Annotated in this window: 26 protein-coding genes; 3 read left to right on the plus strand and 23 right to left on the minus strand. The window is 65.1% G+C overall.

Annotated features, from left to right (window positions below; genetic code table 11):
• Positions 1-75: 75 nt before the first annotated feature.
• From GXK59_RS06545 to GXK59_RS06640, 23 genes are all read right to left on the minus strand, one after another.
• A complete protein-coding gene (locus GXK59_RS06545) occupies positions 76-1,296 on the minus strand; it encodes a phage major capsid protein (RefSeq protein ID WP_160665344.1) in 1,221 nt (406 codons plus the stop codon).
• Positions 1,297-1,403: 107 nt separating this feature from the next.
• Entirely contained in the window at positions 1,404-2,087 is a 684-nt protein-coding gene (locus tag GXK59_RS06550) for an HK97 family phage prohead protease (protein WP_160665346.1), read from the minus strand.
• Complete coding sequence (locus GXK59_RS06555; protein ID WP_160665348.1) at positions 2,080-3,249, minus strand: phage portal protein; 1,170 nt, start codon at positions 3,247-3,249, stop codon at positions 2,080-2,082. Before GXK59_RS06555 ends, GXK59_RS06550 begins: the two co-directional genes overlap by 8 nt.
• Positions 3,246-3,389, minus strand: coding sequence for a hypothetical protein (locus GXK59_RS20425; protein ID WP_202129076.1), 144 nt, complete (start codon positions 3,387-3,389; stop codon positions 3,246-3,248). The genes GXK59_RS06555 and GXK59_RS20425 overlap by 4 nt, the downstream gene beginning before the upstream one ends.
• A gap of 11 nt (positions 3,390-3,400) precedes the next feature.
• Positions 3,401-4,840, minus strand: a complete 1,440-nt coding sequence (locus GXK59_RS06560) for a hypothetical protein (RefSeq protein WP_160665350.1) — start codon at positions 4,838-4,840, stop codon at positions 3,401-3,403.
• Positions 4,833-5,318, minus strand: coding sequence for a hypothetical protein (locus GXK59_RS06565; protein WP_160665352.1), 486 nt, complete (start codon positions 5,316-5,318; stop codon positions 4,833-4,835). Before GXK59_RS06565 ends, GXK59_RS06560 begins: the two co-directional genes overlap by 8 nt.
• A complete protein-coding gene (locus tag GXK59_RS06570; RefSeq protein WP_160665354.1) occupies positions 5,278-5,658 on the minus strand; it encodes a hypothetical protein in 381 nt (126 codons plus the stop codon). Before GXK59_RS06570 ends, GXK59_RS06565 begins: the two co-directional genes overlap by 41 nt.
• Positions 5,659-6,222: 564 nt before the next feature.
• Positions 6,223-6,471 (minus strand): hypothetical protein, encoded by a 249-nt coding sequence (locus tag GXK59_RS06575; RefSeq protein ID WP_160665356.1) that lies wholly within the window; start codon positions 6,469-6,471, stop codon positions 6,223-6,225.
• Complete coding sequence (locus GXK59_RS06580) at positions 6,468-7,247, minus strand: hypothetical protein (RefSeq protein ID WP_160665358.1); 780 nt, start codon at positions 7,245-7,247, stop codon at positions 6,468-6,470. The genes GXK59_RS06575 and GXK59_RS06580 overlap by 4 nt, the downstream gene beginning before the upstream one ends.
• Positions 7,244-7,573, minus strand: a complete 330-nt coding sequence (locus GXK59_RS06585) for a VRR-NUC domain-containing protein (RefSeq protein WP_237393805.1) — start codon at positions 7,571-7,573, stop codon at positions 7,244-7,246. Before GXK59_RS06585 ends, GXK59_RS06580 begins: the two co-directional genes overlap by 4 nt.
• Positions 7,574-7,575: 2 nt before the next feature.
• Positions 7,576-8,511: a hypothetical protein gene (locus tag GXK59_RS06590; protein WP_160665360.1), complete on the minus strand. Its 936-nt coding sequence runs from the start codon at positions 8,509-8,511 to the stop codon at positions 7,576-7,578.
• 51 nt (positions 8,512-8,562) lie between these two features.
• On the minus strand, positions 8,563-8,697 hold the full coding sequence (locus tag GXK59_RS20885; RefSeq protein ID WP_272927709.1) for a hypothetical protein: 135 nt from the start codon (positions 8,695-8,697) through the stop codon (positions 8,563-8,565).
• Positions 8,694-9,083 carry a hypothetical protein gene (locus GXK59_RS06595; protein WP_160665362.1) on the minus strand — a complete coding sequence of 130 codons (390 nt, stop codon included), beginning with the start codon at positions 9,081-9,083 and terminating at the stop codon, positions 8,694-8,696. The genes GXK59_RS20885 and GXK59_RS06595 overlap by 4 nt, the downstream gene beginning before the upstream one ends.
• Positions 9,080-10,153 (minus strand): DNA translocase FtsK, encoded by a 1,074-nt coding sequence (locus GXK59_RS21015; RefSeq protein ID WP_160665364.1) that lies wholly within the window; start codon positions 10,151-10,153, stop codon positions 9,080-9,082. The genes GXK59_RS06595 and GXK59_RS21015 overlap by 4 nt, the downstream gene beginning before the upstream one ends.
• Before the next feature lie 11 nt (positions 10,154-10,164).
• Positions 10,165-10,296, minus strand: coding sequence for a hypothetical protein (locus GXK59_RS20890; protein ID WP_272927710.1), 132 nt, complete (start codon positions 10,294-10,296; stop codon positions 10,165-10,167).
• Between the two features lie 145 nt (positions 10,297-10,441).
• Positions 10,442-10,873: a hypothetical protein gene (locus GXK59_RS06605; protein WP_160665366.1), complete on the minus strand. Its 432-nt coding sequence runs from the start codon at positions 10,871-10,873 to the stop codon at positions 10,442-10,444.
• A gap of 113 nt (positions 10,874-10,986) precedes the next feature.
• Positions 10,987-11,406, minus strand: coding sequence for a hypothetical protein (locus tag GXK59_RS06610; protein ID WP_160665368.1), 420 nt, complete (start codon positions 11,404-11,406; stop codon positions 10,987-10,989).
• A complete protein-coding gene (locus tag GXK59_RS06615; RefSeq protein WP_160665370.1) occupies positions 11,399-12,727 on the minus strand; it encodes a ParB/RepB/Spo0J family partition protein in 1,329 nt (442 codons plus the stop codon). Before GXK59_RS06615 ends, GXK59_RS06610 begins: the two co-directional genes overlap by 8 nt.
• Positions 12,724-13,107, minus strand: coding sequence for a hypothetical protein (locus tag GXK59_RS06620; RefSeq protein WP_160665372.1), 384 nt, complete (start codon positions 13,105-13,107; stop codon positions 12,724-12,726). Before GXK59_RS06620 ends, GXK59_RS06615 begins: the two co-directional genes overlap by 4 nt.
• Positions 13,104-13,292, minus strand: coding sequence for a hypothetical protein (locus GXK59_RS06625; protein WP_160665374.1), 189 nt, complete (start codon positions 13,290-13,292; stop codon positions 13,104-13,106). The genes GXK59_RS06620 and GXK59_RS06625 overlap by 4 nt, the downstream gene beginning before the upstream one ends.
• Entirely contained in the window at positions 13,289-13,546 is a 258-nt protein-coding gene (locus GXK59_RS06630; RefSeq protein WP_160665376.1) for a hypothetical protein, read from the minus strand. Before GXK59_RS06630 ends, GXK59_RS06625 begins: the two co-directional genes overlap by 4 nt.
• Positions 13,543-14,031, minus strand: coding sequence for a hypothetical protein (locus GXK59_RS06635; RefSeq protein WP_160665378.1), 489 nt, complete (start codon positions 14,029-14,031; stop codon positions 13,543-13,545). The genes GXK59_RS06630 and GXK59_RS06635 overlap by 4 nt, the downstream gene beginning before the upstream one ends.
• Before the next feature lie 157 nt (positions 14,032-14,188).
• Positions 14,189-14,428, minus strand: coding sequence for a helix-turn-helix domain-containing protein (locus tag GXK59_RS06640; protein ID WP_160665380.1), 240 nt, complete (start codon positions 14,426-14,428; stop codon positions 14,189-14,191).
• Between the two features lie 170 nt (positions 14,429-14,598).
• On the opposite strand from GXK59_RS06640, the gene GXK59_RS06645 reads away from it, so the two are divergent.
• The 3 genes from GXK59_RS06645 (at position 14,599) to ettA (ending at position 17,715) form a co-directional block, all read left to right on the plus strand.
• On the plus strand, positions 14,599-14,925 hold the full coding sequence (locus GXK59_RS06645) for a helix-turn-helix domain-containing protein (RefSeq protein ID WP_160665382.1): 327 nt from the start codon (positions 14,599-14,601) through the stop codon (positions 14,923-14,925).
• Between the two features lie 249 nt (positions 14,926-15,174).
• The gene (gene ssb / locus GXK59_RS06650) at positions 15,175-15,753 is read left to right on the plus strand and encodes a single-stranded DNA-binding protein (protein ID WP_160665384.1); all 579 of its coding nucleotides are present in this window, start codon (positions 15,175-15,177) and stop codon (positions 15,751-15,753) included.
• A 279-nt stretch (positions 15,754-16,032) separates the two neighbouring features.
• Positions 16,033-17,715, plus strand: coding sequence for an energy-dependent translational throttle protein EttA (gene ettA, locus GXK59_RS06655; RefSeq protein WP_024368197.1), 1,683 nt, complete (start codon positions 16,033-16,035; stop codon positions 17,713-17,715).
• Positions 17,716-17,722: the final 7 nt, after the last annotated feature.

The raw sequence follows: 17,722 nt of genomic DNA on the forward strand, positions 1-17,722 counted from the left end.
AGGGCGGTGCACGGTTGGAGAGCGGCGGGCGGGCCCTGTGTTCAGGGGCCGCCCGCCGCGTCTATGGGGCTTCGGTTAGGAAGCGCCGCCGGCGAAGTGCTTCACTGCGCCGGTCTGGTCGACCAGGACGCCGTCGCCGCGGATGATCGTGCGGTAGGTGACGAGGTCCTTGTCGAATGCGAAGTCGTCGGAGCGCTCGAAGCGGACTCCGTTGACGATGCGGGCGAAGTAGGCCGAGATGTCACCGAAGGCGACGGACTTGGCGCCGAGGCCCACGCCGGGCATGTTCGGGTCGGTGAAGACCGGCTTGCCCTCGATGGTGTCGGGCTGGCCGGCGATGACCGACGGCTGCCAGATGTATCGGCCCTCCAGATCCTTGATCTTGCGGAGGGTCGCTGCCGTGCCGTCCTTGACCAGCCAGCCTGCGTTGGGGCTGTTCCGGTACGGGCCGATGACCGAGTAGAACAGGTCGATCAGGTCGTCCCAGGTCGGGGCGCCGCCGACGGCGGTGCCGCCCGTCTTGCCCAGCGTGGTGGAAGTGATCAGGCCGGACGGCTCGTTCGTGCCGGTGCCGGCGACGAGCTTGGCGCCGAAGGCGTTGCCGACGGCGCGGCCGGCCTGGCGGGCGATGAAGCTCTCCAGGTCGAAGGCCGAGTCGTCGATCAGCTCGCGGCTGATCTGGCAGAGGTCGCCGTACTTGTAGGCGTACAGCGAGCGCTTGCCGAGGACAGGCTCGGACGTCGGGATGACCTGGCCCTCACCGACCTGCGCGCCGACGGGCGCGGAGAGGGTGACCGGAACGCTGATCTCTTCACCGCTGGAGGTGTAGAGGATCGTGGCTCCGGCCGAGAGGATCGCCGACGTCTCGATGGCGTGCTCCATAAGCTGGCCATAGAACGTGGTCGGCACCGTGACGCCGCCGGCAGACGGCGTTCCCTTGACGAGCGCGCGGACTTCCTGGCGCTCTTCCTTGGTGGGCGCGTAGTCCCATTCTCCGGCGCGGGTCTTGAGCATGCTGCGGAGCAGCTCCCCGGCCGGGTCCTGGTTGCGGTCCTCGCCCTGGCCGGGAACGTTGCGGAGGGACGCTTCGATGTCCTTCTGTTCCTGGTCGAAGGCCACAAGGCGGTCGGCCTGCGCGCGCAGGGAGTCCATCTCGGCGGTGATGGTGTTGAAGGAAGTCTCTTCCTCCGCGGTCAGTGCGCGGCCTTCGGCCTCCGCACGGTCGATGATGACCTTGCCCTTTTCGTGGGCGGCTGCGCGCTTTTCGAGCAGCTTCTTGGCGAGCGTAGCGCTCATGGCATTCCCCTTCCGGAAATGACAGAACCCCGGGCAGTCTGCTCGGGGTTCGAAGGATGGTGTGATCGGTGAGGTGCGGGTGGATTTCGTCCTGCCCACGGGCATTACTAGGCGCGGTGGAGATCCAGCCGGCGCCGATAGAGCGTGAGGTCAGGGTGCATTTCGTGCTGCCCCTCGTTCTGCTCTGCCCGCTCCTCATCGGTGCGGGAATCTGGGGGAGTGAGGATCAGCTTGCGCAGCTCCTCGGGTGCGGCGTCGCGGACCTGCGCGACGTCCATGTGCAGATGCTCGGCCAGCGAGCGCAGCCCTGTGGTGGTGTCCCTGTAGGCCGGGTTGTTCACCGGGGCGACGTCGACCAACTGGACCGCGAGCAGGGTCCGCATCGGGAACCCTTCCGGGGTGACATCCCAGTAGTCATCGATGGTCCGGAACGCGAAGCTGGAGTAGCGAAGGTCGCCGCGTTTGGCGAGCTCGCGGACGTCGCGGCCGGTGCTGGTATCCGGCAGGGCCACGTCGTAGCGGAGGCCGGTGCCGTCCGCTTCCAGAGTCAGAGTCCCGCCCTCGGTGGTGCCGAGCAGCTGGTTGTCGTCGTGGTTGTACCGGGCGAGGACCGGCACCTGATCGGCGAGGGACTTGTTGAACGCCGCCGGGTCGACGCGCTCAACGAAGCCCCCAAGGTTCTGGGACAGCCTGTTGAAGACGGAGGCGTATCCGCTCAGGGTGCCGAGCCCGTTGGTGGTCTCCCGGAATTCGACCGGCTGGCTGATGTGGCGCAGTTCCAGATCACGCATCGGAACCACCTCCGTTCTGTAGTTTCTTCACGTTGCCGAACCAGATTTGCCACTGGTCGATCTCATGCTGGGTTAGCATTTCGAAGTCTTCGAATTCACGGACCTGCTCCAGCGTGTAGACGCCGATGCGGAGGCCAACCTCGTAGGCTTCCATGCGGGACTTGAGGTCACCGCGGGCGCTGGCGTTGAGGTTGAACTTCACGTAGTAGCCGGGCAGCAGCAGCCGGTTGAGGTGGTGCTCCAGCCGGACCGCCGTCGGCTGCAGCGCACGGCGGATGAACTTCTGCTGGTTCAGTTCCTCCGTGGTGTACTTCAGGCTGTTGCCCGAGTCCCCGCCGATCTCCTCCGGCGGGACCTTGTAGATCGCGGCGACTTGGTTGGCGGTGGCCTTGATCTGCTCGAGGAACTGCACGTCGGCCATGGACAGGCCGAGCTTGTTGTACTCCCAGTCGTTGCCGGAGACGAACACGTCCCCGTTGGCCACCGAGGACTTGAAGCGGCTCTTCACGACGCCGGACTCCAGCGCAGAGAGCGTCTGCTTTGTGTTCTTCAGGTGGCCCGAGGGGACGCCCGACCGCCGGTAGACGTTGTTACCGAAGGTCTGCGCGCTTTGGGCCATCTCGATCTGGGCCCGGAACTGCTCGATCGGGGAGAGCCCGACGACCGAACCAGGGAGAACGTACTCGGCGATGTGCACGACCTCGGACCGGACCAGCTTCTTGCCGTTGTAGTAGTAGTCCGGCAGCGGGCCCGACTCGTCAACATGGATGCCGTCCGGGTTGAGCCACTGGACCTTCGAGGTTCCGAAGGCATCGACGTCGACGGCCACGCCGTAGGCGTTGCCCCTGAGCTTCAGCGACGTCGTGCACTGGTGGAGCCAGTCAATGCGGGTGCCCAGCGGGTTCGGGTTCGGGTTGGTCACAAGGCCCGGCTGCTTCGCCGGGGTCACCCTGGCGCCGTTCGGCTTTCGTTGGAACGCCGAGATCGGTGTGACGGCGAGCGAGTCAGCGATCAGGCTGGTCGCGGCGTACACTGGCACGACGCGCAGCGAGCCCTTCATGCTGCGGCCGCCGAGGCCACCGCCTGTGGCGAAGCTGCCGCCCATGACGTTGTCGACTGGCGAACCCAACGAGCGTTCCTCGTTGCCAAAGAAAATACTCATCGACGGCTCGCCCTCCAAGAGATCGCCAGGCACGCCGCGCCGGCCACGGCAAACGCAGCCGGCACGAAGACCATGGCGATGCCGGCGACGATCAGGGCGGCGCCCAGCAGGTCGAGAACGGTGGTAAGCCAGGCGGGCATTTCATCTCCTTCTAGAGCACTGAGTCCAGCGCGTTGTAGTTCTCCGCGGCCTTCTCTTTGAAGATCCAGCGGGCGAACACCACGGCATACAAGCCGGAGATGTCAGCGAGCGTTCGGTTGCGGGCGAAGATCCAGGCGCGGCCGCCGACGCTTTGCTTCACGGCGTTGCCCATCGACTTGTTCAGCAGGTCGTCATTCTCAAAGCGCAGCGCGCCGACCAGGGCGTCGTCGTAGAAGCCGCCGCAGGCATCGACCCTTTGCGGGCCCGAGACGAGGATGACCTCGAAACCCTCGGCCTCCAGATCCTTCCGCAGCGACTTGGCCGCGCCGTTGCCGTCGAGGGCAATGATGTTGCCGCCGAAGCTGGCACGCAGTTTCACCATCGCCGACACGACGCCGGCGGTCCCGAGGAGCTGGTCGTACAGCTCCAGATAGCAGGTCTTGCCTGGCGCCGTTGATGCGGCCGCCATGGCGATGGATGTTGTCTCGCGATCGGGCGAGGTGTCGATGGTCCAGAAGGGTGTCCCGGTCCAGGTCTCGTCCTCGCCGGTCGTGTAGTTCGATTCCCAGGCCGACGTCGGGATGACCCGCGGCGGCGTCTTGGGTTTCGGCCACCAGCCGAGCCAGGCGCGTTCCCATTCACTGTGATCCTTCGATGCATCCCGGAGAGCCATCACGCGGTCGAGGCTGATGGTGTGCCCGACGCCGGGGTGCGTAGCGGCCACCGATTCAGGGTCCGCGGGGTCCCAATCATCGGGGGCTGAGTACTCGATGTAGCACGTCCGGGTCTCGCGCTTTGACTCCACGAGTGCCCGGCCTACTTCGACCTTGTCCATGAGGTAGCCGGAGTGGGCCTTACCGGCGGCCGAGAGGACCCACAGTTGCGAGCCGATCACGGTCATCAGAGTCGGCTGGACACCACCCTCCAGGGTGTTGTCGGCGTGGGCGTAGGCCTCATCGATGTGCGCCTCGTGGTTCATGTCGCCGTGGCCGGCGTTCTCGGACACGGTATCGATGGCCAACTCGGAGCCAGTCTTCCACCGGACAGCTTCCTCGCCGCCGCGCCAGCGTGGCTTCTCCAGCGTCTCTTTCAGAGGCGACCGGTACAGCGGGAGGTAGAAGTCATCCCGGAGCCTCTTGAGTGCCTTCAGCCTGTTCTGCGCGGTGTAGATCATGCGGCCGTCGACGGTCGTCAGCGCCCGGTGCGTCAGCTTGGCCCGGCTGATCGTTGTCTTTCCTGCGCGCCGCAGGACGATCACGATCACCGTGTCGTACCAGAAGCCGCCCGTCGCCGGGTCTATCTCGCACGTGACAGCCAGGGCGTCCCGCTGCCACGGCATTGGGGCGCGGCCTGATGCCTCCATGACCTTGCACACGGAACCGCCGAGCGTCTTCCGCGTGTAGTTCCGCTGGGTAGCGAAGCGTGGCGCCGGGTTCCTCGGCTCAGTCATCCGCCTGCAACAGCTGGGACATGTCCCAGGCGCCGGCTCCGGCGGCCGGCTCCGTGCGGCGCAGTCGGTCGAAGACGTTGAACAGGCGCGACTGCATGCCGCTGATCAGGTCCGGGCGTTCCAGCTGCGGGATCTGATCCAGCACCCGGGCGTTGTACTTAGCCAGAACCAGCAGAGTCTTCTTGAATGGCGGCTCGCCGATCAGCGCGTCGAGCTCGCCAACGAGCGTCGTTTCGATCGGGCCGGCCGGTGCAAGCCAGCTGATCGCCATCGACGACGGGGCAACTTCCGGAGGGGTCGCGAGGATCTGCTGTGCGGCGTCGACGCCGTTGGCATCCCGCAGCTTCTTCGCCGCCCGGTAAGCGGCGTTGTCGTCGCTCTTTGCCTTGCCGCATACGTCACAGCGGCAGCCCTTACGGTAGCCGGTCAGGCCCGGCTTATCGCCGTGCTTGATGACTGTCGAACGCTGCTTCGTCACTACCGGTCCTTTCCAGTTCCTCGTGCATGATCGCCTCGGCTTCCGGCCAGAAACAGAACCCTTCGCCCTGGCAGTTGCCGGATTGCCACGTTGCACCCGGGACCTGGCAGGCGGGAGACACGACGTGCCAGTCGTAGGCGATCAGCATCGCTTGTGGCAGGTGGTCCGGGCATGCGCTCATGGTCCAGTCGCGGGGCTTGTCTGGTGCCTCGCCTGCGAGCAGGTGAACTGTTGCGCGGTTCCGGCAGACCGGCCCGTCGGTTATGCCTGCATCGTGCCCGCAGGTGTCGGTCATGTAGGGGACGGCCGGGCCGGGCGCGTCTGGTGCTCGTCGGTTCACGGGTCGTTCCTTTCGGGGCGAAGGTCGCGCCCTCACAAAAAGGGAAGATCAGGTGATTCCCAAGGGAGAGAAAAAATGGAACATGCGCGGGTCGCCCACACACCGGATTCCTAAAAAATTGCCTACATTCCAAGGAACTTCACTGCGGACGGAGCCTCGTTCGGGGTCTTTCGACCCGCTGTGCGCCTGCTTTCACGCGGCGTCGATGCTCATTTTCTTTTCGGACATTGCATCCGAGATGCATGGGCTGAAGGTTCCAGGGTGCGGTCGGGTGGCCGCCGTCCTCCAGCTTGACGATGTGATCGAGCGACGGGCCCCGCGGGTGGCGAGGTCTCAGACCGAAGACAATCTCCTCGTTGCACCATGCGCAGATCGAACCAGGCACGCAGTACTTCACGACCAGCCGGCGCCATGGCCGGCCCGTCCTCCCGCGCTTCGGGTCCCACTCATCGAGCGCCGGCATGACCACCACCTGCACACATGGGAAGAGCCCCGCCGGCTAACCGGTCGAGGCTCTGACTGTGGCTGGGTGCGAAACACCAGCTCACCCCATAATTTAGATCCTTAAGTCAAGGATGTGTGGGAGGTGGCGTGTCGGGCGTGGCGTGCTTCCGCCATTGCTTTGTCCATGAAGGCCTGCGACACGATCAGCTGACTGCCAGCCAGCATGACGTGTATCTGTTCCCCGGGCTTGGGACCGACTTCCTCGCCAAGCCATTCGAGGACGTCTGCCAGACCATGCCGGACAATGCGGGTGACATCCACTTCGATGGTCGGCGTGATGGGTAACAGCTGGCTGACGAACATGTTCACTGCCTCGCCTTCAAGTACTTCTTCTTGAGCGCGCTGCTGGCCCGGCCTGGCCTGCTGTTGGCGTGGGTGTAGAACCACTGGTCTGCCGCTACCCGGTGGGTGATGTTCTCACTGCACCGGACCACCTTCCGGCCAGCCGGCGTCTCGGTGGCCACCACTTCTCCGCGGCAACCTTCATGGTGGCAGGCGATGTCGAGCGAGACCTCGACGGGTGGGGACTGGTAGGCGGCGGACTTCACTGCCGGGACTACCTTGGCGAGGTCGGTTCCGACGGCGGTGAGGTGCGCGGCCGACGGATGTGATGCCAGATAGCCGACGTGCCAGCGGGCCAGCCAGTCGGCGAGGACCCCGGTGCCGTGGTCGGCCGGCATGCGGAGGTCGGGCCGGTCCTGGACGAGCTGGCCGACGGTGGACCAGATGGCGTTCCGGGTATCGCGCATGACATCGGAGACATCACCGTTGATCGGCAGCGGCGGGAAGAGATCCCCGGTTCCGGATACCCGCTCGGATGATGCGGCGCGGCCGCCGGAGGGTGCCAGTGCGTCTTCGAGGTCGGGCCAGTGTTCGCTGATCGAGTTCAAGGATTCACGCAGCCACTCGGTGCACTGCCAGCAGAGGTGCGTCCGGTCGATGGTGGCGGCCGGCTCTTCGTGGTCGAAGATGCAGTGCGCCGGGTAGGTGGTGTTCTTCTTCGCCAGGGTGAAGGGAAGCATCACTATGTCGCCGGCGGGCAGCTCGATCCGGTACTTGTATTCGAGATCCAGAGTCGTGGTCATGCTTCACCCTTCAGGTCTTTGATGATGCGGCCGGACTTCAGGTCGGCCGGGCGCCAGACCCCGACGTTGAGCTTGGCGAGGAGCATGCCGGAGATCCAGGAGAACTGAGCAGGGGAGACCCTGCCGGCGTCGGTCTTGAGCTCACGGAACAACGCGCGGCCGCGGTGCTCGGAGACAAGGACCAGGTCAGGGAACCCCGGCTGAGAGCGCCGGCTGTCGTGGGTGTGGTAGATCAGGGTGTAGCCGTGCAGCTTGGCCAGGTCGATGACCTGCTGCTGGAACTGAGCTTCTGAGAGTTTCGGAATGCAAGCAGTTGGGTTGGGCATGTCTAGTTCCGTCCTCTGCTGCGTGGGCGTCCGCGCCTGGATCGTTTGCTGGGTGGTGAGAGTTTGGTGATTGGCTGGGCTGGGCTCACAGCCTGACCAGTACCTGCCCGACCCGCCCCGTCCAGACCCGTCCCGACATATCCAGATTTTGTGGGCAGGTGATCTGCCGGATTTGGCGAATCGGTTGCCGTTGCTCCTGGTGCCGTTGCCTGACCGGGTGTTGCTTCCGATGTCAGGCCGGGGTTAGGGCCGGTGGTTTCCGTTGCCTGGCCGGGTGTTGCTTCCGTTGCCGGGCCGGTGTGATGCGGCTTGGTGGGGTTTGTCGGTTCGTTGGCTTTGACGGTGTATCCGTGCTTGGCGAGCCATGTGACGGTTGATTGGCGGTAGTGCGGGGCGGGTGGTGCCGGCAGGAGCGGGTAGCGGTTGTCCCTGTCGTCGTAGTCTCGGCGGCCGCTGTTGCAGCTGCCGCACGCGACGACGAGGGTTTCGAGGGTGCCGGGCTGGCCGGTGTCCCCTCGGTGGTCGTAGGTGCCTCTACGGCCGGACTTCTTATCGCCGAAGTAGACGATCTGCCCGCAATAGCGGCAGGCGTCCCCGTCGCGGTGCCTGACGGCCGAGGTGAGCTTCGTGTCCCTGGAGTCCCGGGCCTGCTGCCGATCCCACTCCACTTCCTCGCGGAGACGGATGTGCAGGAAGTCGGTGTCCTCGATGAGCTTCCAGCGGGGCGCCCCGTCCGGTTCGGTCTCGGCCGTGAGCAGACCGGCCTTCACCGCGGCGTCCGTGACGTTGCGCCAGTTCGACCCGCCCATCATTTGAGCAGTGCCGAAGTCGATGTAGTAGTCCGTCATGTGGCCAGCGGACTGCATCGCACACCGGAACAGGAAGCCGGTCACCTCGTTGAGCGCCCGGTCGTCCTCTCCCAGGTATGCGACTTTCATAAGTGGGGGATACGTTGCTGCGTTGTCTCCGCTTCTGAGCCATGCCACCTATCACTGCCCTTCCTTTTCTGCCTTGCGGTCGTGGATGGCCTGAACCAGGGCGATGACCTCGGGATCGGCGAGCGCCGGGTGTTCCGGCTCGTCGATGATGATCGGGCGGCTGGATGTGGGAATGGTGTACCTCATGGCTCGACCACCAATTCCCACGGGCCGACCTGCCGTTTGATTAGGAAAGTCTTGAGCTTGCGCTTGCGCTGCAGCTCGATCGTCCGCTCTGCGGCATCACGTGAGTGCAGTGCGGAATCAGCATCCCGACGCACTCCCCATTCCGTCTCGGTGGCCATCTTCTGATATCCGGCGGCGCGGACAGCTTCGCTCACCATCTCGGCGTAGGTCATGTTCCAGTCAGAGTCGAAGCACTTCTCAAGGACGGGGAAGATGGCCTCTCGAAGGTCATCGCTGGGGCCGCACTCGTGGCAGTCGCACGGGCAGTCCATAGCGCTGTCGGTTTCCAGGTCCCACCCGTAACCGGAGCATGATGCGTGCTTGCCGTCGCGGCAGTCCGGGTTCATGCGTTGGCTCCTAGCGACTCGATTGCGGTCTGCAGCTGGTCGGGCATGAAGCGGACGGCGCGGGCTTTGGACCCGTCGGCGGGGCCTACGATGCCGGCGCTCTCCAGCCGGTCAAGGATGTTGCCTGCCTTCGCGAATCCGATCCGGAGTTTGCGTTGGAGCATGGATGCCGAACCGAACTGGGTCGTGATGATCAGTTCGGCTGCCTGTTCAAGCAGGCCAGCATCTTCTACGGCCTGGAGTACGCGTTCGGGCACTCCGCCGGTAACGGGGTCGAGCTCGGCGGGGGTGATGGTTATGGTTCCGCCGTGGAAGCCGGAACCGTTGCGGAGGAAGTTGGCGGCGGGTGTCGGCTCGTCTTGCTTGATGGTGCCGCCGGCGTGGGCTATCTCTGGGAGGCGCCGCATCCATCCTTCGCGCCAGGCGTTGAGGTTGCCTGCCACTTCTTCGTCGCGGATTGGCATCAGGATGCCGAGGAAGGACTCTCCGCAGCTAATGAGGATGCGACGCGCGTCTTCGGTGGGTTCGATGACCAGCGGTTCGCCGTAGGCGGCAGCAGCGGTCGCGAAGAGCTTGACTAGGCGTCCGGAGGCTGTCAGCCGCTTGGGCATGACAGGTTCGGACAGCACGGCGCTCATGAGCATGCGCCCGAACGTCACCGGGTAGTCGTTGCCGTCCTCCCGCGGGATTGTGAGTTCCTTGCCGGGGAAGAGTCCGGAGACGTCCAGGACGGTGATCGTCTTGTTCTTGATGGTCAGCCGCAGGGCCTCGCCGATCTCGCCTTCCTTCTGCTTGCCGCTTGATTTGAAGAGGGCCAGGAGTTCCTTGGCGACATCGACGGGGAGGTTGAAAGCGTCGGTGTCCGGATCTCCGGTCAAGCCGTCTGCTTCCCACACGGAAGCTACCGAGTGGCCGAGGGTCTGCATGTTGCACGCGGTCAGGTACAGGTTCTGATCGGTGGCGGTGAAGTGCACCACGGCGTGGGCCGGGCTGTCCTTCACATCGGCTGCGTGCGGGATGACCGACTGGAGCGCCTGGCGGACATCCAGGGTGTTGACGGTGAGTATCATCGGTTCCTCGTCTAGTTGCTTGGGGTGGGGCCGGAGCAGCAGCAGCGTTTGGCGCCGCCGTTGTCGGTGGTGGTGACGGCGATGCACTTGACCCAGCCGCTGCCTTGGCCGTGGTGGTGTCCGCAGGTGGGGCAGTAGTGCATGGTGGCTCCTTTGCCGTCACTGGTGTTCGTGGACCCGCCGCGATTCGAACGCGGCCCGGGTGCTTACTTCCGCAGGGGGACTTGGGTTCAGCGGTCGGTTGCCTATCGGGCCCTGGTGCTGCCGGGCTGTGCCGGCAGCGGGGGGTCACTCTGGGATGTCGACGGCGCCGCGGGCCCTGCGGTCGGCGAGGAACTTGGAGAGGCCCATGTCGGCTGCCCCAGCAGCGTTGGCTGCCGGCGAGCCTTTACGGGGAGCCAACGCCGGCGGAGGGGTGAGCGCCGACCCGGACTGGACTGCCTGGAGGATCTTGGCCTTCTCAGCGTCCACCGGTGCGGCGACTGCTGGGGTGGTCTTGTGGGGCCATCGGGCGTAGACGCTCCACGTCTTCGACCCTTCGTTGCGCCTGGCGGTTGCCTCGCAGCCGCGCTGCTTGAAGGCAGACGGCGGGGCCGTGGTTTTCCACTGGTCGCTGATGAGCGCCCACTTGCCGGGGTTCTGCTTCTCGATGACCGCGTCGTAGTCCCGGCTCGTGCCGCCGCGCCTGCTCGGCGGGTCCTGCCATTTGATTTCAACCATTGCTTTGCCTTCCTTTCAGGAGCAGCGGCATTCGCCCGTCTGCATGTTGATGACGCCGTTGCATGAGCCGCAGCGTTCTACCTTTTCCGGACGGGTGGCCTCTACCTTGGGGCTCATGAGCGGGCCCATCCGTTCAGGTTCGTGCCGGCATTCCGGCAGGCTCCGACGGTCAGCCAGCCCTGGCTGAACGCGGTGTACCGGTCGGCGTGGGTCCGATCCACTTCATCGATGACGTGCGCGATCGCGTCGCCGTCCCACAGTGTCAGAAGCCACCGGCCGTCCTCGGTCTGCCGGACCCCTGCCCGCGGATACGTCGTTGAGTGCCGGCCGGCGAACGGGGCATCCGGCGAGCGCCGGGCGGGTGTGTTGCCTTCGAGCTTGTTGGCCTCGTCGATGTGGTCGAGGACGTCGGTCTTGGCTTTCCACTGGACGCCGACGACGGCGGGGCCTGGCTGGTCGAGGATGGCGGGGCGGTGGCCGCATGCGCAGATGGGGTTGTGCTGGCGATCGCGGATGAGGATGTGGTTAGTCATCGGTGGCTTCTTCCTCGGCGCGGTGGTAGGCAAGGGCGGCCTGTTCGGCTTCGGTCCCGAGGCGGCCGCGCCACGACTCGGTGGACTGCCAGCCGGGACCGGAGCGCCAGCCGCCGAGGTCCGTCATGTACATCTCGCGTTCGAACTGGTCTACGTGCATGAGGGCAACCAGCTGGGGGAGGTCTAGTTTCCCTATGGCGTCGGTGACGCCCTTATCTCGCTTTGCGAAGTCGGCCTCTTCCTGACCTTCTCCCAGGGCGATGTCGAGCCAGGCCGCCAGGTCGTCAAGGCGGTGCCGCTGGATGATGTAGTCCACGAGCATCGCTTTGGTCTTGTCGGCGGCCGGGTGCTGGATGGCGTTCTTGATGAACTCTGTGCGAACTTCGGCGGCTGTGGCGAGGCCGCGGGTTAGCTCCTGCTGGAGGATCTCCTCGGCGATCTGCTCGGGGGTGCGCTCCTGGACAGTCGGGGTTGTCCCTGCCGGGCGTTTCTTCAGCCACGTAATTTCCGGCTCGCGCTTATCGCAGATCGCGGACCAGTCGCCGGCCACCGCTTCGGCGACGGTCATTGTCTGGTAGGAGACGCGCCATTCTGTCCACTGCCAGGCCGGCCCCTCGGGACGGTCGACGATCTCCACGCCGGCGCCCTGCAGCTCCGCGGTGAGGCGGGGCAGGTTTTCCAGCCACGCCTTCGCCTTCTGCTCTTTGGCCAGCTGGAAGGCCCACTCGTTCGGGCTGTCAGCCACCTTCAGGAGCCGCTTGGTTGCCGCCTCGTCCGCCGTAAAGTCTGTCAGGACGAGCGCCTGGTCAATGTTGAGGGTGCGCTCCTCGAGCTTGACCTTCGCGTCTTCGGAGAGCTTCGTCAGCGCGATCCGCGAGCGCACCAGGTTCTGCGAGCGCCCGGTTGCCTTGGCAACGGACTTGATGGTGTAGCCGTCGAACTCGAGGAGCGACTGGTAGGCCTCGGCTTCCTCGGTGATGGTGAGATCGGTGCGTTGGGTGTTCTCGACGAGCATCGCTTCGAGCTGCTTTGGCTCGGTGTTGAGGTCGGCCCGGATCACGCAGGGCAGCACGTCGAGGTTGGCCAGCTCGGCGGCTGCGAACCGGCGATGGCCGGCGATGATCGTGTACTGGAATTCAGCGATGGATTCTAACGGAACGTCCGGGCGCTGGGTGAGGTCCGGCGCGACGACGAGGGGCTGCATGATGCCCTGGGCGGTGATGCTGTTGGCCAGCTCGACGACGTTACCGACGTCGCGGCGGACGTTCTTCGGGTGGGGCGCGAGCTGGGTGCGCTGGAGCTCGTTGAAGGTGGTGCTCACTGGTCGGCCGCCTCTCGTGCGAACGTGAGGAGGGCGCGGTCGGCTTCGACTGAGTCGATCTCTGCGAGGTTCTCGGCGGCGAGCGCCGCCTTCAGCGTTTCCTCTGCCTGCTCGGATACCTTGCGGGCCTGCTGGAGCTTGGCGGCCGCGGTGATGGTCTTGCGGAGCAGGATGTTTGCCTGGGCGACTTCGTAGGGGCGGGACATGGCCACGACGGGGGCCGGGTAGAGCGGCGTGGGCGGAGTCAGGCGGGTCGGGGCGATCCGCTGCGCGGCGGGCGCGTCGTGGATCTCGGGGACCCGGACGTGCTTCACCTCGCCGACTTCGGCATTGCCCAGGAAGGCCTGCTCGGTCATCGTCTCTGCTGGCTGTTCGGTCATTGCTGGGTTCCTGTCTCAAGTACGAATCCGGCGGCGCCGGCGGTGAGGAAGAGCACGCCCACGAGGTAGGCGGAGTTGAACGTCGGGAAGGCTGCGGTCATGAGGAGCGCGCCGAGGACGAGGAGAGGGGCGTAGACGTGGACGCGGCGGCGATTCTTGCCGACCCGAGCCGACGGTGCCCTCACTGCGGGACCCCGGCGGTGGCGGGGCTGCGGTACTCGTGGATGGAGTAGTTGGCCCGCGGGGAGCCGTCGACGATGATCTGCTTCGCGTGGACGTCGACGGCGATCATCTGCGGTGCTGGCCACTTCGAGCGAGCATAGGTCGCCAGCTGGGCGCTGAGTTCAAGGTTGTCCCGGAAGTGCAGATCAGCGCGGTCCTTGTACGGGCGGTGGCCGATCGGCTGCACCACGGCGAACCGCTTCACCCTGGCCTTCATGCCCGGACGCCGAACAGGATCTCGTCCCGGCGGTTGGCAGCAGCCAGGCCGGGGCTGGGCTTGGGGCCGGCAGCTGTCGGAGCCTGGGGTGTTGGCTCGACGGCTGCCGGAGTTTTGGGGGCAGCGACGTCGGCGACTTCGTCGAGGCTCACGCGTGTGGCCAGCTCGTAACGTTCCTCGGCCTGCTCGATGTCATGGATGAGGTTTGTTGTCAGCTTTCCGAGGTCGTCCCGGAGGGCTTCGAGGTGGTCAAGGGTACTGCCGGCGTTGCCGGTGGCGTCGAAGTCCTTCAGCGCCCGAACGCCGGAGAGGAGTTTCTCGGCCTTGTGGGTGACGTGCCCGACCAGCACGTGGCGCTGGTTGCGGACCAGGGCGAGGTTGGCGTCAGTGATGGACGGCTGCTGCGCCACCACGTCCTCGGCCCCAAAGTACAGATTGCGGGGGAGTTCCGACGTAGCCGGCCCCTGTGAAGTGCGAGCATCCATTGATAGACTCGATTCTGATTCGAGAGCCAGGTGACCCCGTGCAAAAGGGCCTGGCTCTTGGGTTATCTACGGGCGGTCCAGTGTGATTCTTTGGCGAGAGGTCACTGGGCCGCCCTACTTACTGCCCGCCGGCGGTGCCGGGCGGGACAACTGGGGGTCAGGCGGACTGTGCCCGGGCTGGAGCTTCTGCCGGCAATAGCTTCGCGACTGGTACGCCGAACTTGTCGGCGAGCGCGTAGAGCTCTTCTACATCGATGGGGGTGACGCCGAGGTAGCGGCGGTTTGCGGAGGACTGGCTGACGCCGAGTGCTGCGGCGATGTCGCGCTGGGACATCTTGAGTCGGGCGGCTTCGGCCCTGACATTGGCGGCTACCCGCTCGCTGACTGTTTCACTCATGAGTAAGAGTATTACCCAAAAATGAGTAAGTTACAAGCCTGAAATTCACGTGGTTTTACCGTGTCGGCAGGTAGCCGGCGATGGTAATCCGAGTGGTTGAATTAACGGTAAAGTGGTCGGTTCGCCCGTTTGGTGTTGCACTTACCCAGTCAATGGGTATAGTTCAGTCCATGAGCACAGCAATCAACGAACAGCATTCATCCGAGTCGTTGTCCGTCGCAGTTGCCCGCCGGCTGCGGGGGCAACTTGCTGAACGAAACATCAAGGGTTCCGAACTGGCTCGCCTCACGGGGCTTCCTCAGTCAACGGTGTCCAGGAAGCTCCTCGGCGGCACGCCGTTTACCCTGGACGAACTGCAGAGCATCTGCGAAGTATCCGGCATCAGCCTCGAGTACATCCTGGTGGGCCTCTCAATTGAGTCCGGACCTGTCCCTCCCAAGGGGGGCGAACGCAACCCAAAATCTAAGGCGGTCTCGAATACCCGGCCTTTGGATTAGAAGGCCGCTGCTCTATCCCCTGAGCTACTGGGGCACGTCGGCGTACCTGCCCGGCTGCTGCCGGGGGACGCCTCCAAAAGTTTAGCGTGCCCCGCGCGACTCCGCTGTCAGGAACACCCGGCGGCCCCGACACCGCGGTGCCCCGGAGCGGGTTTTCCACATGGCGCACCTCGGCCCTCGCGGAGGACTCTGCCCGGGGCGAAGCTGGAGGAGCCTGCTAGGGCACACATTTCGAGACAGGACATGAGAATGAGTGACAACATCACGGTCCGTGGCTTCGTCGCCACGGAGCCCAAGAGTTCGACGACGCCGGGCGGCGTGGCGACGGCGAACTTCCGGCTGGGTTGCACCGAACGGCGCTACGACCGCGCGACGAACACCTGGATTGACGGGAACATCAACTGGTTCACGGTCCAGGGCTACCGGCAGTTGGCAGGAAACATCGGCTGCAGCATCAAGAAGGGCCAGCGGGTCATCGTCGTGGGACGGCTCAAGATGAGGAGCTGGGAGAATGATGGGCGGATCTACCACGTGGCCGAAATCGACGCCGAGTCCGTCGGCCATGACCTCATGTGGGGATCCGCCAACTACATCCGTACAGCTGCTGGCAACGGTCCCCAAGCTGTTGCCGGCCCCGCCGGTTCGTCGGCAGCGGACCCCGATAGCCGCCGCGGCGGGAACACGGAGGACGACCAGAACCACCCGGAACATGAGGGGAGCGATGACGATGACGGGCCCGCCACCCACTCTGTATTCGTTGACGACGCAACCGGCGGGGTGGAGGAGCTCGATGAGGAGACGGGCGAACTGAAAGAGGCCGCCGCCTGAACGGCCGCGGGCGCGCCCGTTACAGTGCTGAGGTCACGCCGGCACTGCTGAGCCACGGTGCGGCGCCCGCCCTTGTCGCGTTCAACGCCACGTTGCTGGTTCTGGAAGCGGCGGTCGGGTGCTCGGCGCCGTCGATGGATGGCGCCGGCTCCACATGGCCCGTCGTCTCAGCCGGGATCTCAGCAGGACCCCTGCGGGGCTGGACGCAGACGCGGCCGGGCAGTACATCAGGACTGCAGGAATGTGAGTTATCCCGGCCGAACCACTAGATTTGTAGGCATGGCGGAATTTATCTACACAATGACCAACGCCCGCAAAGCTGTTGGCGAAAAACTCATCCTCGATGACGTAAGCATGTCCTTCTTCCCGGGGGCCAAGATCGGCGTTGTCGGCCCGAATGGTGCCGGTAAGTCCACCATTCTGAAGATCATGGCCGGGCTGGACACACCCTCAAACGGTGAGGCCCGGCTCAGCCCCGGCTACACGGTCGGAATCCTGCTGCAGGAGCCCCCGCTGAACGAGGACAAGACCGTTCTGGGCAATGTCCAGGAAGGTGTCGGCGAGATCTACGGCAAGATCCAGCGCTTCAACGACATCTCCGAGGAGATGGCGAACCCTGATGCTGACTACGATGCCCTCCTGGAGGAAATGGGTCAGCTGCAGGAAGCGATCGACGCCGCCGATGCCTGGGATCTCGATTCCCAGCTGGAGCAGGCCATGGACGCCCTCCGCTGCCCGCCGCCGGAAGCCGACGTCACCCTGCTCTCCGGCGGTGAGCGCCGCCGCGTCGCCCTCTGCAAGCTCCTGCTCCAGAAGCCGGACCTGCTGCTCCTCGACGAGCCCACCAACCACCTTGACGCCGAGAGCGTGCTCTGGCTTGAGCAGCACCTCTCCAACTACCCGGGCGCCGTCCTCGCTGTCACCCACGACCGGTACTTCCTTGACCACGTGGCGGAGTGGATCGCCGAAGTGGACCGCGGCCACCTCTACCCGTACGAGGGCAACTACTCCACGTACCTCGAGAAGAAGCGCGCCCGCCTCGAAGTCCAGGGCAAGAAGGACGCCAAACAGGCCAAGCGCCTCACCGAGGAACTCGAGTGGGTCCGCTCCAACGCCAAGGGACGCCAGACCAAGTCCAAGGCCCGTCTGGCGCGCTACGAGGAAATGGCCGCCGAGGCCGACCGCACCCGCAAGCTGGACTTCGAAGAGATCCAGATTCCGCCGGGACCCCGCCTGGGCGGCCTTGTCCTGGAGGCGAAGAACCTGCAGAAGGGCTTCGAGGACCGCACCCTGATCGACGGGCTCTCCTTCACCCTGCCCCGCAACGGCATCGTCGGTGTCATCGGCCCCAACGGCGTCGGCAAGACCACCCTGTTCAAGACCATCGTCGGGCTCGAGCCCCTCGACGGCGGCGAGTTGAAGATCGGTGACTCCGTCAAGATCTCCTACGCGGACCAGAGCCGCGGCGGCATCGACCCGAACAAGACCCTGTGGGAGGTTGTCTCCGACGGCCTCGACTACATCCAGGTCGGCCAGGTCGAAATGCCGTCCCGCGCCTACGTCGCCGCCTTCGGCTTCAAGGGACCGGACCAGCAGAAGAAGGCCGGGGTCCTCTCCGGTGGTGAGCGCAACCGCCTGAACCTGGCCCTGACCCTCAAGCAGGGCGGAAACCTGCTCCTCCTCGATGAGCCCACTAACGACCTCGACGTCGAGACCCTCAGCAGCCTCGAAAACGCCCTGCTCGAATTCCCGGGCTGCGCCGTGGTGGTCTCGCACGACCGCTGGTTCCTGGACCGTGTGGCCACCCACATCCTGGCCTACGAAGGTGACGAGGAAAACCCCTCCAAGTGGTACTGGTTCGAAGGCAACTTCGAGTCCTACGAGGAGAACAAGGTCGAACGCCTGGGCCCGGATGCAGCCAAGCCGCACCGCGTGACCCACCGCCGCCTCACCCGCGACTAAGTTCTCC

Source organism: Pseudarthrobacter sp. ATCC 49987 (assembly GCF_009928425.1).
Taxonomy (GTDB): Bacteria; Actinomycetota; Actinomycetes; order Actinomycetales; family Micrococcaceae; genus Arthrobacter.

What these genes read in the sequence shown, in the direction of transcription:
- GXK59_RS06545 (WP_160665344.1), bottom strand. Translation starts at nt 1,296, where the DNA reads ATGAGCGCTACGCTCGCCAAGAAGCTGCTCGAAAAGCGCGCAGCCGCC.
- GXK59_RS06550 (WP_160665346.1), bottom strand. Translation starts at nt 2,087, where the DNA reads ATGCGTGATCTGGAACTGCGCCACATCAGCCAGCCGGTCGAATTCCGG.
- GXK59_RS06555 (WP_160665348.1), bottom strand. Translation starts at nt 3,249, where the DNA reads ATGAGTATTTTCTTTGGCAACGAGGAACGCTCGTTGGGTTCGCCAGTC.
- GXK59_RS20425 (WP_202129076.1), bottom strand. Translation starts at nt 3,389, where the DNA reads ATGCCCGCCTGGCTTACCACCGTTCTCGACCTGCTGGGCGCCGCCCTG.
- GXK59_RS06560 (WP_160665350.1), bottom strand. Translation starts at nt 4,840, where the DNA reads ATGACTGAGCCGAGGAACCCGGCGCCACGCTTCGCTACCCAGCGGAAC.
- GXK59_RS06580 (WP_160665358.1), bottom strand. Translation starts at nt 7,247, where the DNA reads ATGACCACGACTCTGGATCTCGAATACAAGTACCGGATCGAGCTGCCC.
- GXK59_RS06585 (WP_237393805.1), bottom strand. Translation starts at nt 7,573, where the DNA reads ATGCCCAACCCAACTGCTTGCATTCCGAAACTCTCAGAAGCTCAGTTC.
- GXK59_RS06590 (WP_160665360.1), bottom strand. Translation starts at nt 8,511, where the DNA reads ATGAAAGTCGCATACCTGGGAGAGGACGACCGGGCGCTCAACGAGGTG.
- GXK59_RS20885 (WP_272927709.1), bottom strand. Translation starts at nt 8,697, where the DNA reads ATGAGGTACACCATTCCCACATCCAGCCGCCCGATCATCATCGACGAG.
- GXK59_RS06595 (WP_160665362.1), bottom strand. Translation starts at nt 9,083, where the DNA reads ATGAACCCGGACTGCCGCGACGGCAAGCACGCATCATGCTCCGGTTAC.
- GXK59_RS21015 (WP_160665364.1), bottom strand. Translation starts at nt 10,153, where the DNA reads ATGATACTCACCGTCAACACCCTGGATGTCCGCCAGGCGCTCCAGTCG.
- GXK59_RS20890 (WP_272927710.1), bottom strand. Translation starts at nt 10,296, where the DNA reads ATGCACTACTGCCCCACCTGCGGACACCACCACGGCCAAGGCAGCGGC.
- GXK59_RS06605 (WP_160665366.1), bottom strand. Translation starts at nt 10,873, where the DNA reads ATGGTTGAAATCAAATGGCAGGACCCGCCGAGCAGGCGCGGCGGCACG.
- GXK59_RS06610 (WP_160665368.1), bottom strand. Translation starts at nt 11,406, where the DNA reads ATGACTAACCACATCCTCATCCGCGATCGCCAGCACAACCCCATCTGC.
- GXK59_RS06620 (WP_160665372.1), bottom strand. Translation starts at nt 13,107, where the DNA reads ATGACCGAACAGCCAGCAGAGACGATGACCGAGCAGGCCTTCCTGGGC.
- GXK59_RS06630 (WP_160665376.1), bottom strand. Translation starts at nt 13,546, where the DNA reads ATGAAGGCCAGGGTGAAGCGGTTCGCCGTGGTGCAGCCGATCGGCCAC.
- GXK59_RS06635 (WP_160665378.1), bottom strand. Translation starts at nt 14,031, where the DNA reads ATGGATGCTCGCACTTCACAGGGGCCGGCTACGTCGGAACTCCCCCGC.
- GXK59_RS06640 (WP_160665380.1), bottom strand. Translation starts at nt 14,428, where the DNA reads ATGAGTGAAACAGTCAGCGAGCGGGTAGCCGCCAATGTCAGGGCCGAA.
- GXK59_RS06645 (WP_160665382.1), top strand. Translation starts at nt 14,599, where the DNA reads ATGAGCACAGCAATCAACGAACAGCATTCATCCGAGTCGTTGTCCGTC.
- ssb (WP_160665384.1), top strand. Translation starts at nt 15,175, where the DNA reads ATGAGTGACAACATCACGGTCCGTGGCTTCGTCGCCACGGAGCCCAAG.
- ettA (WP_024368197.1), top strand. Translation starts at nt 16,033, where the DNA reads ATGGCGGAATTTATCTACACAATGACCAACGCCCGCAAAGCTGTTGGC.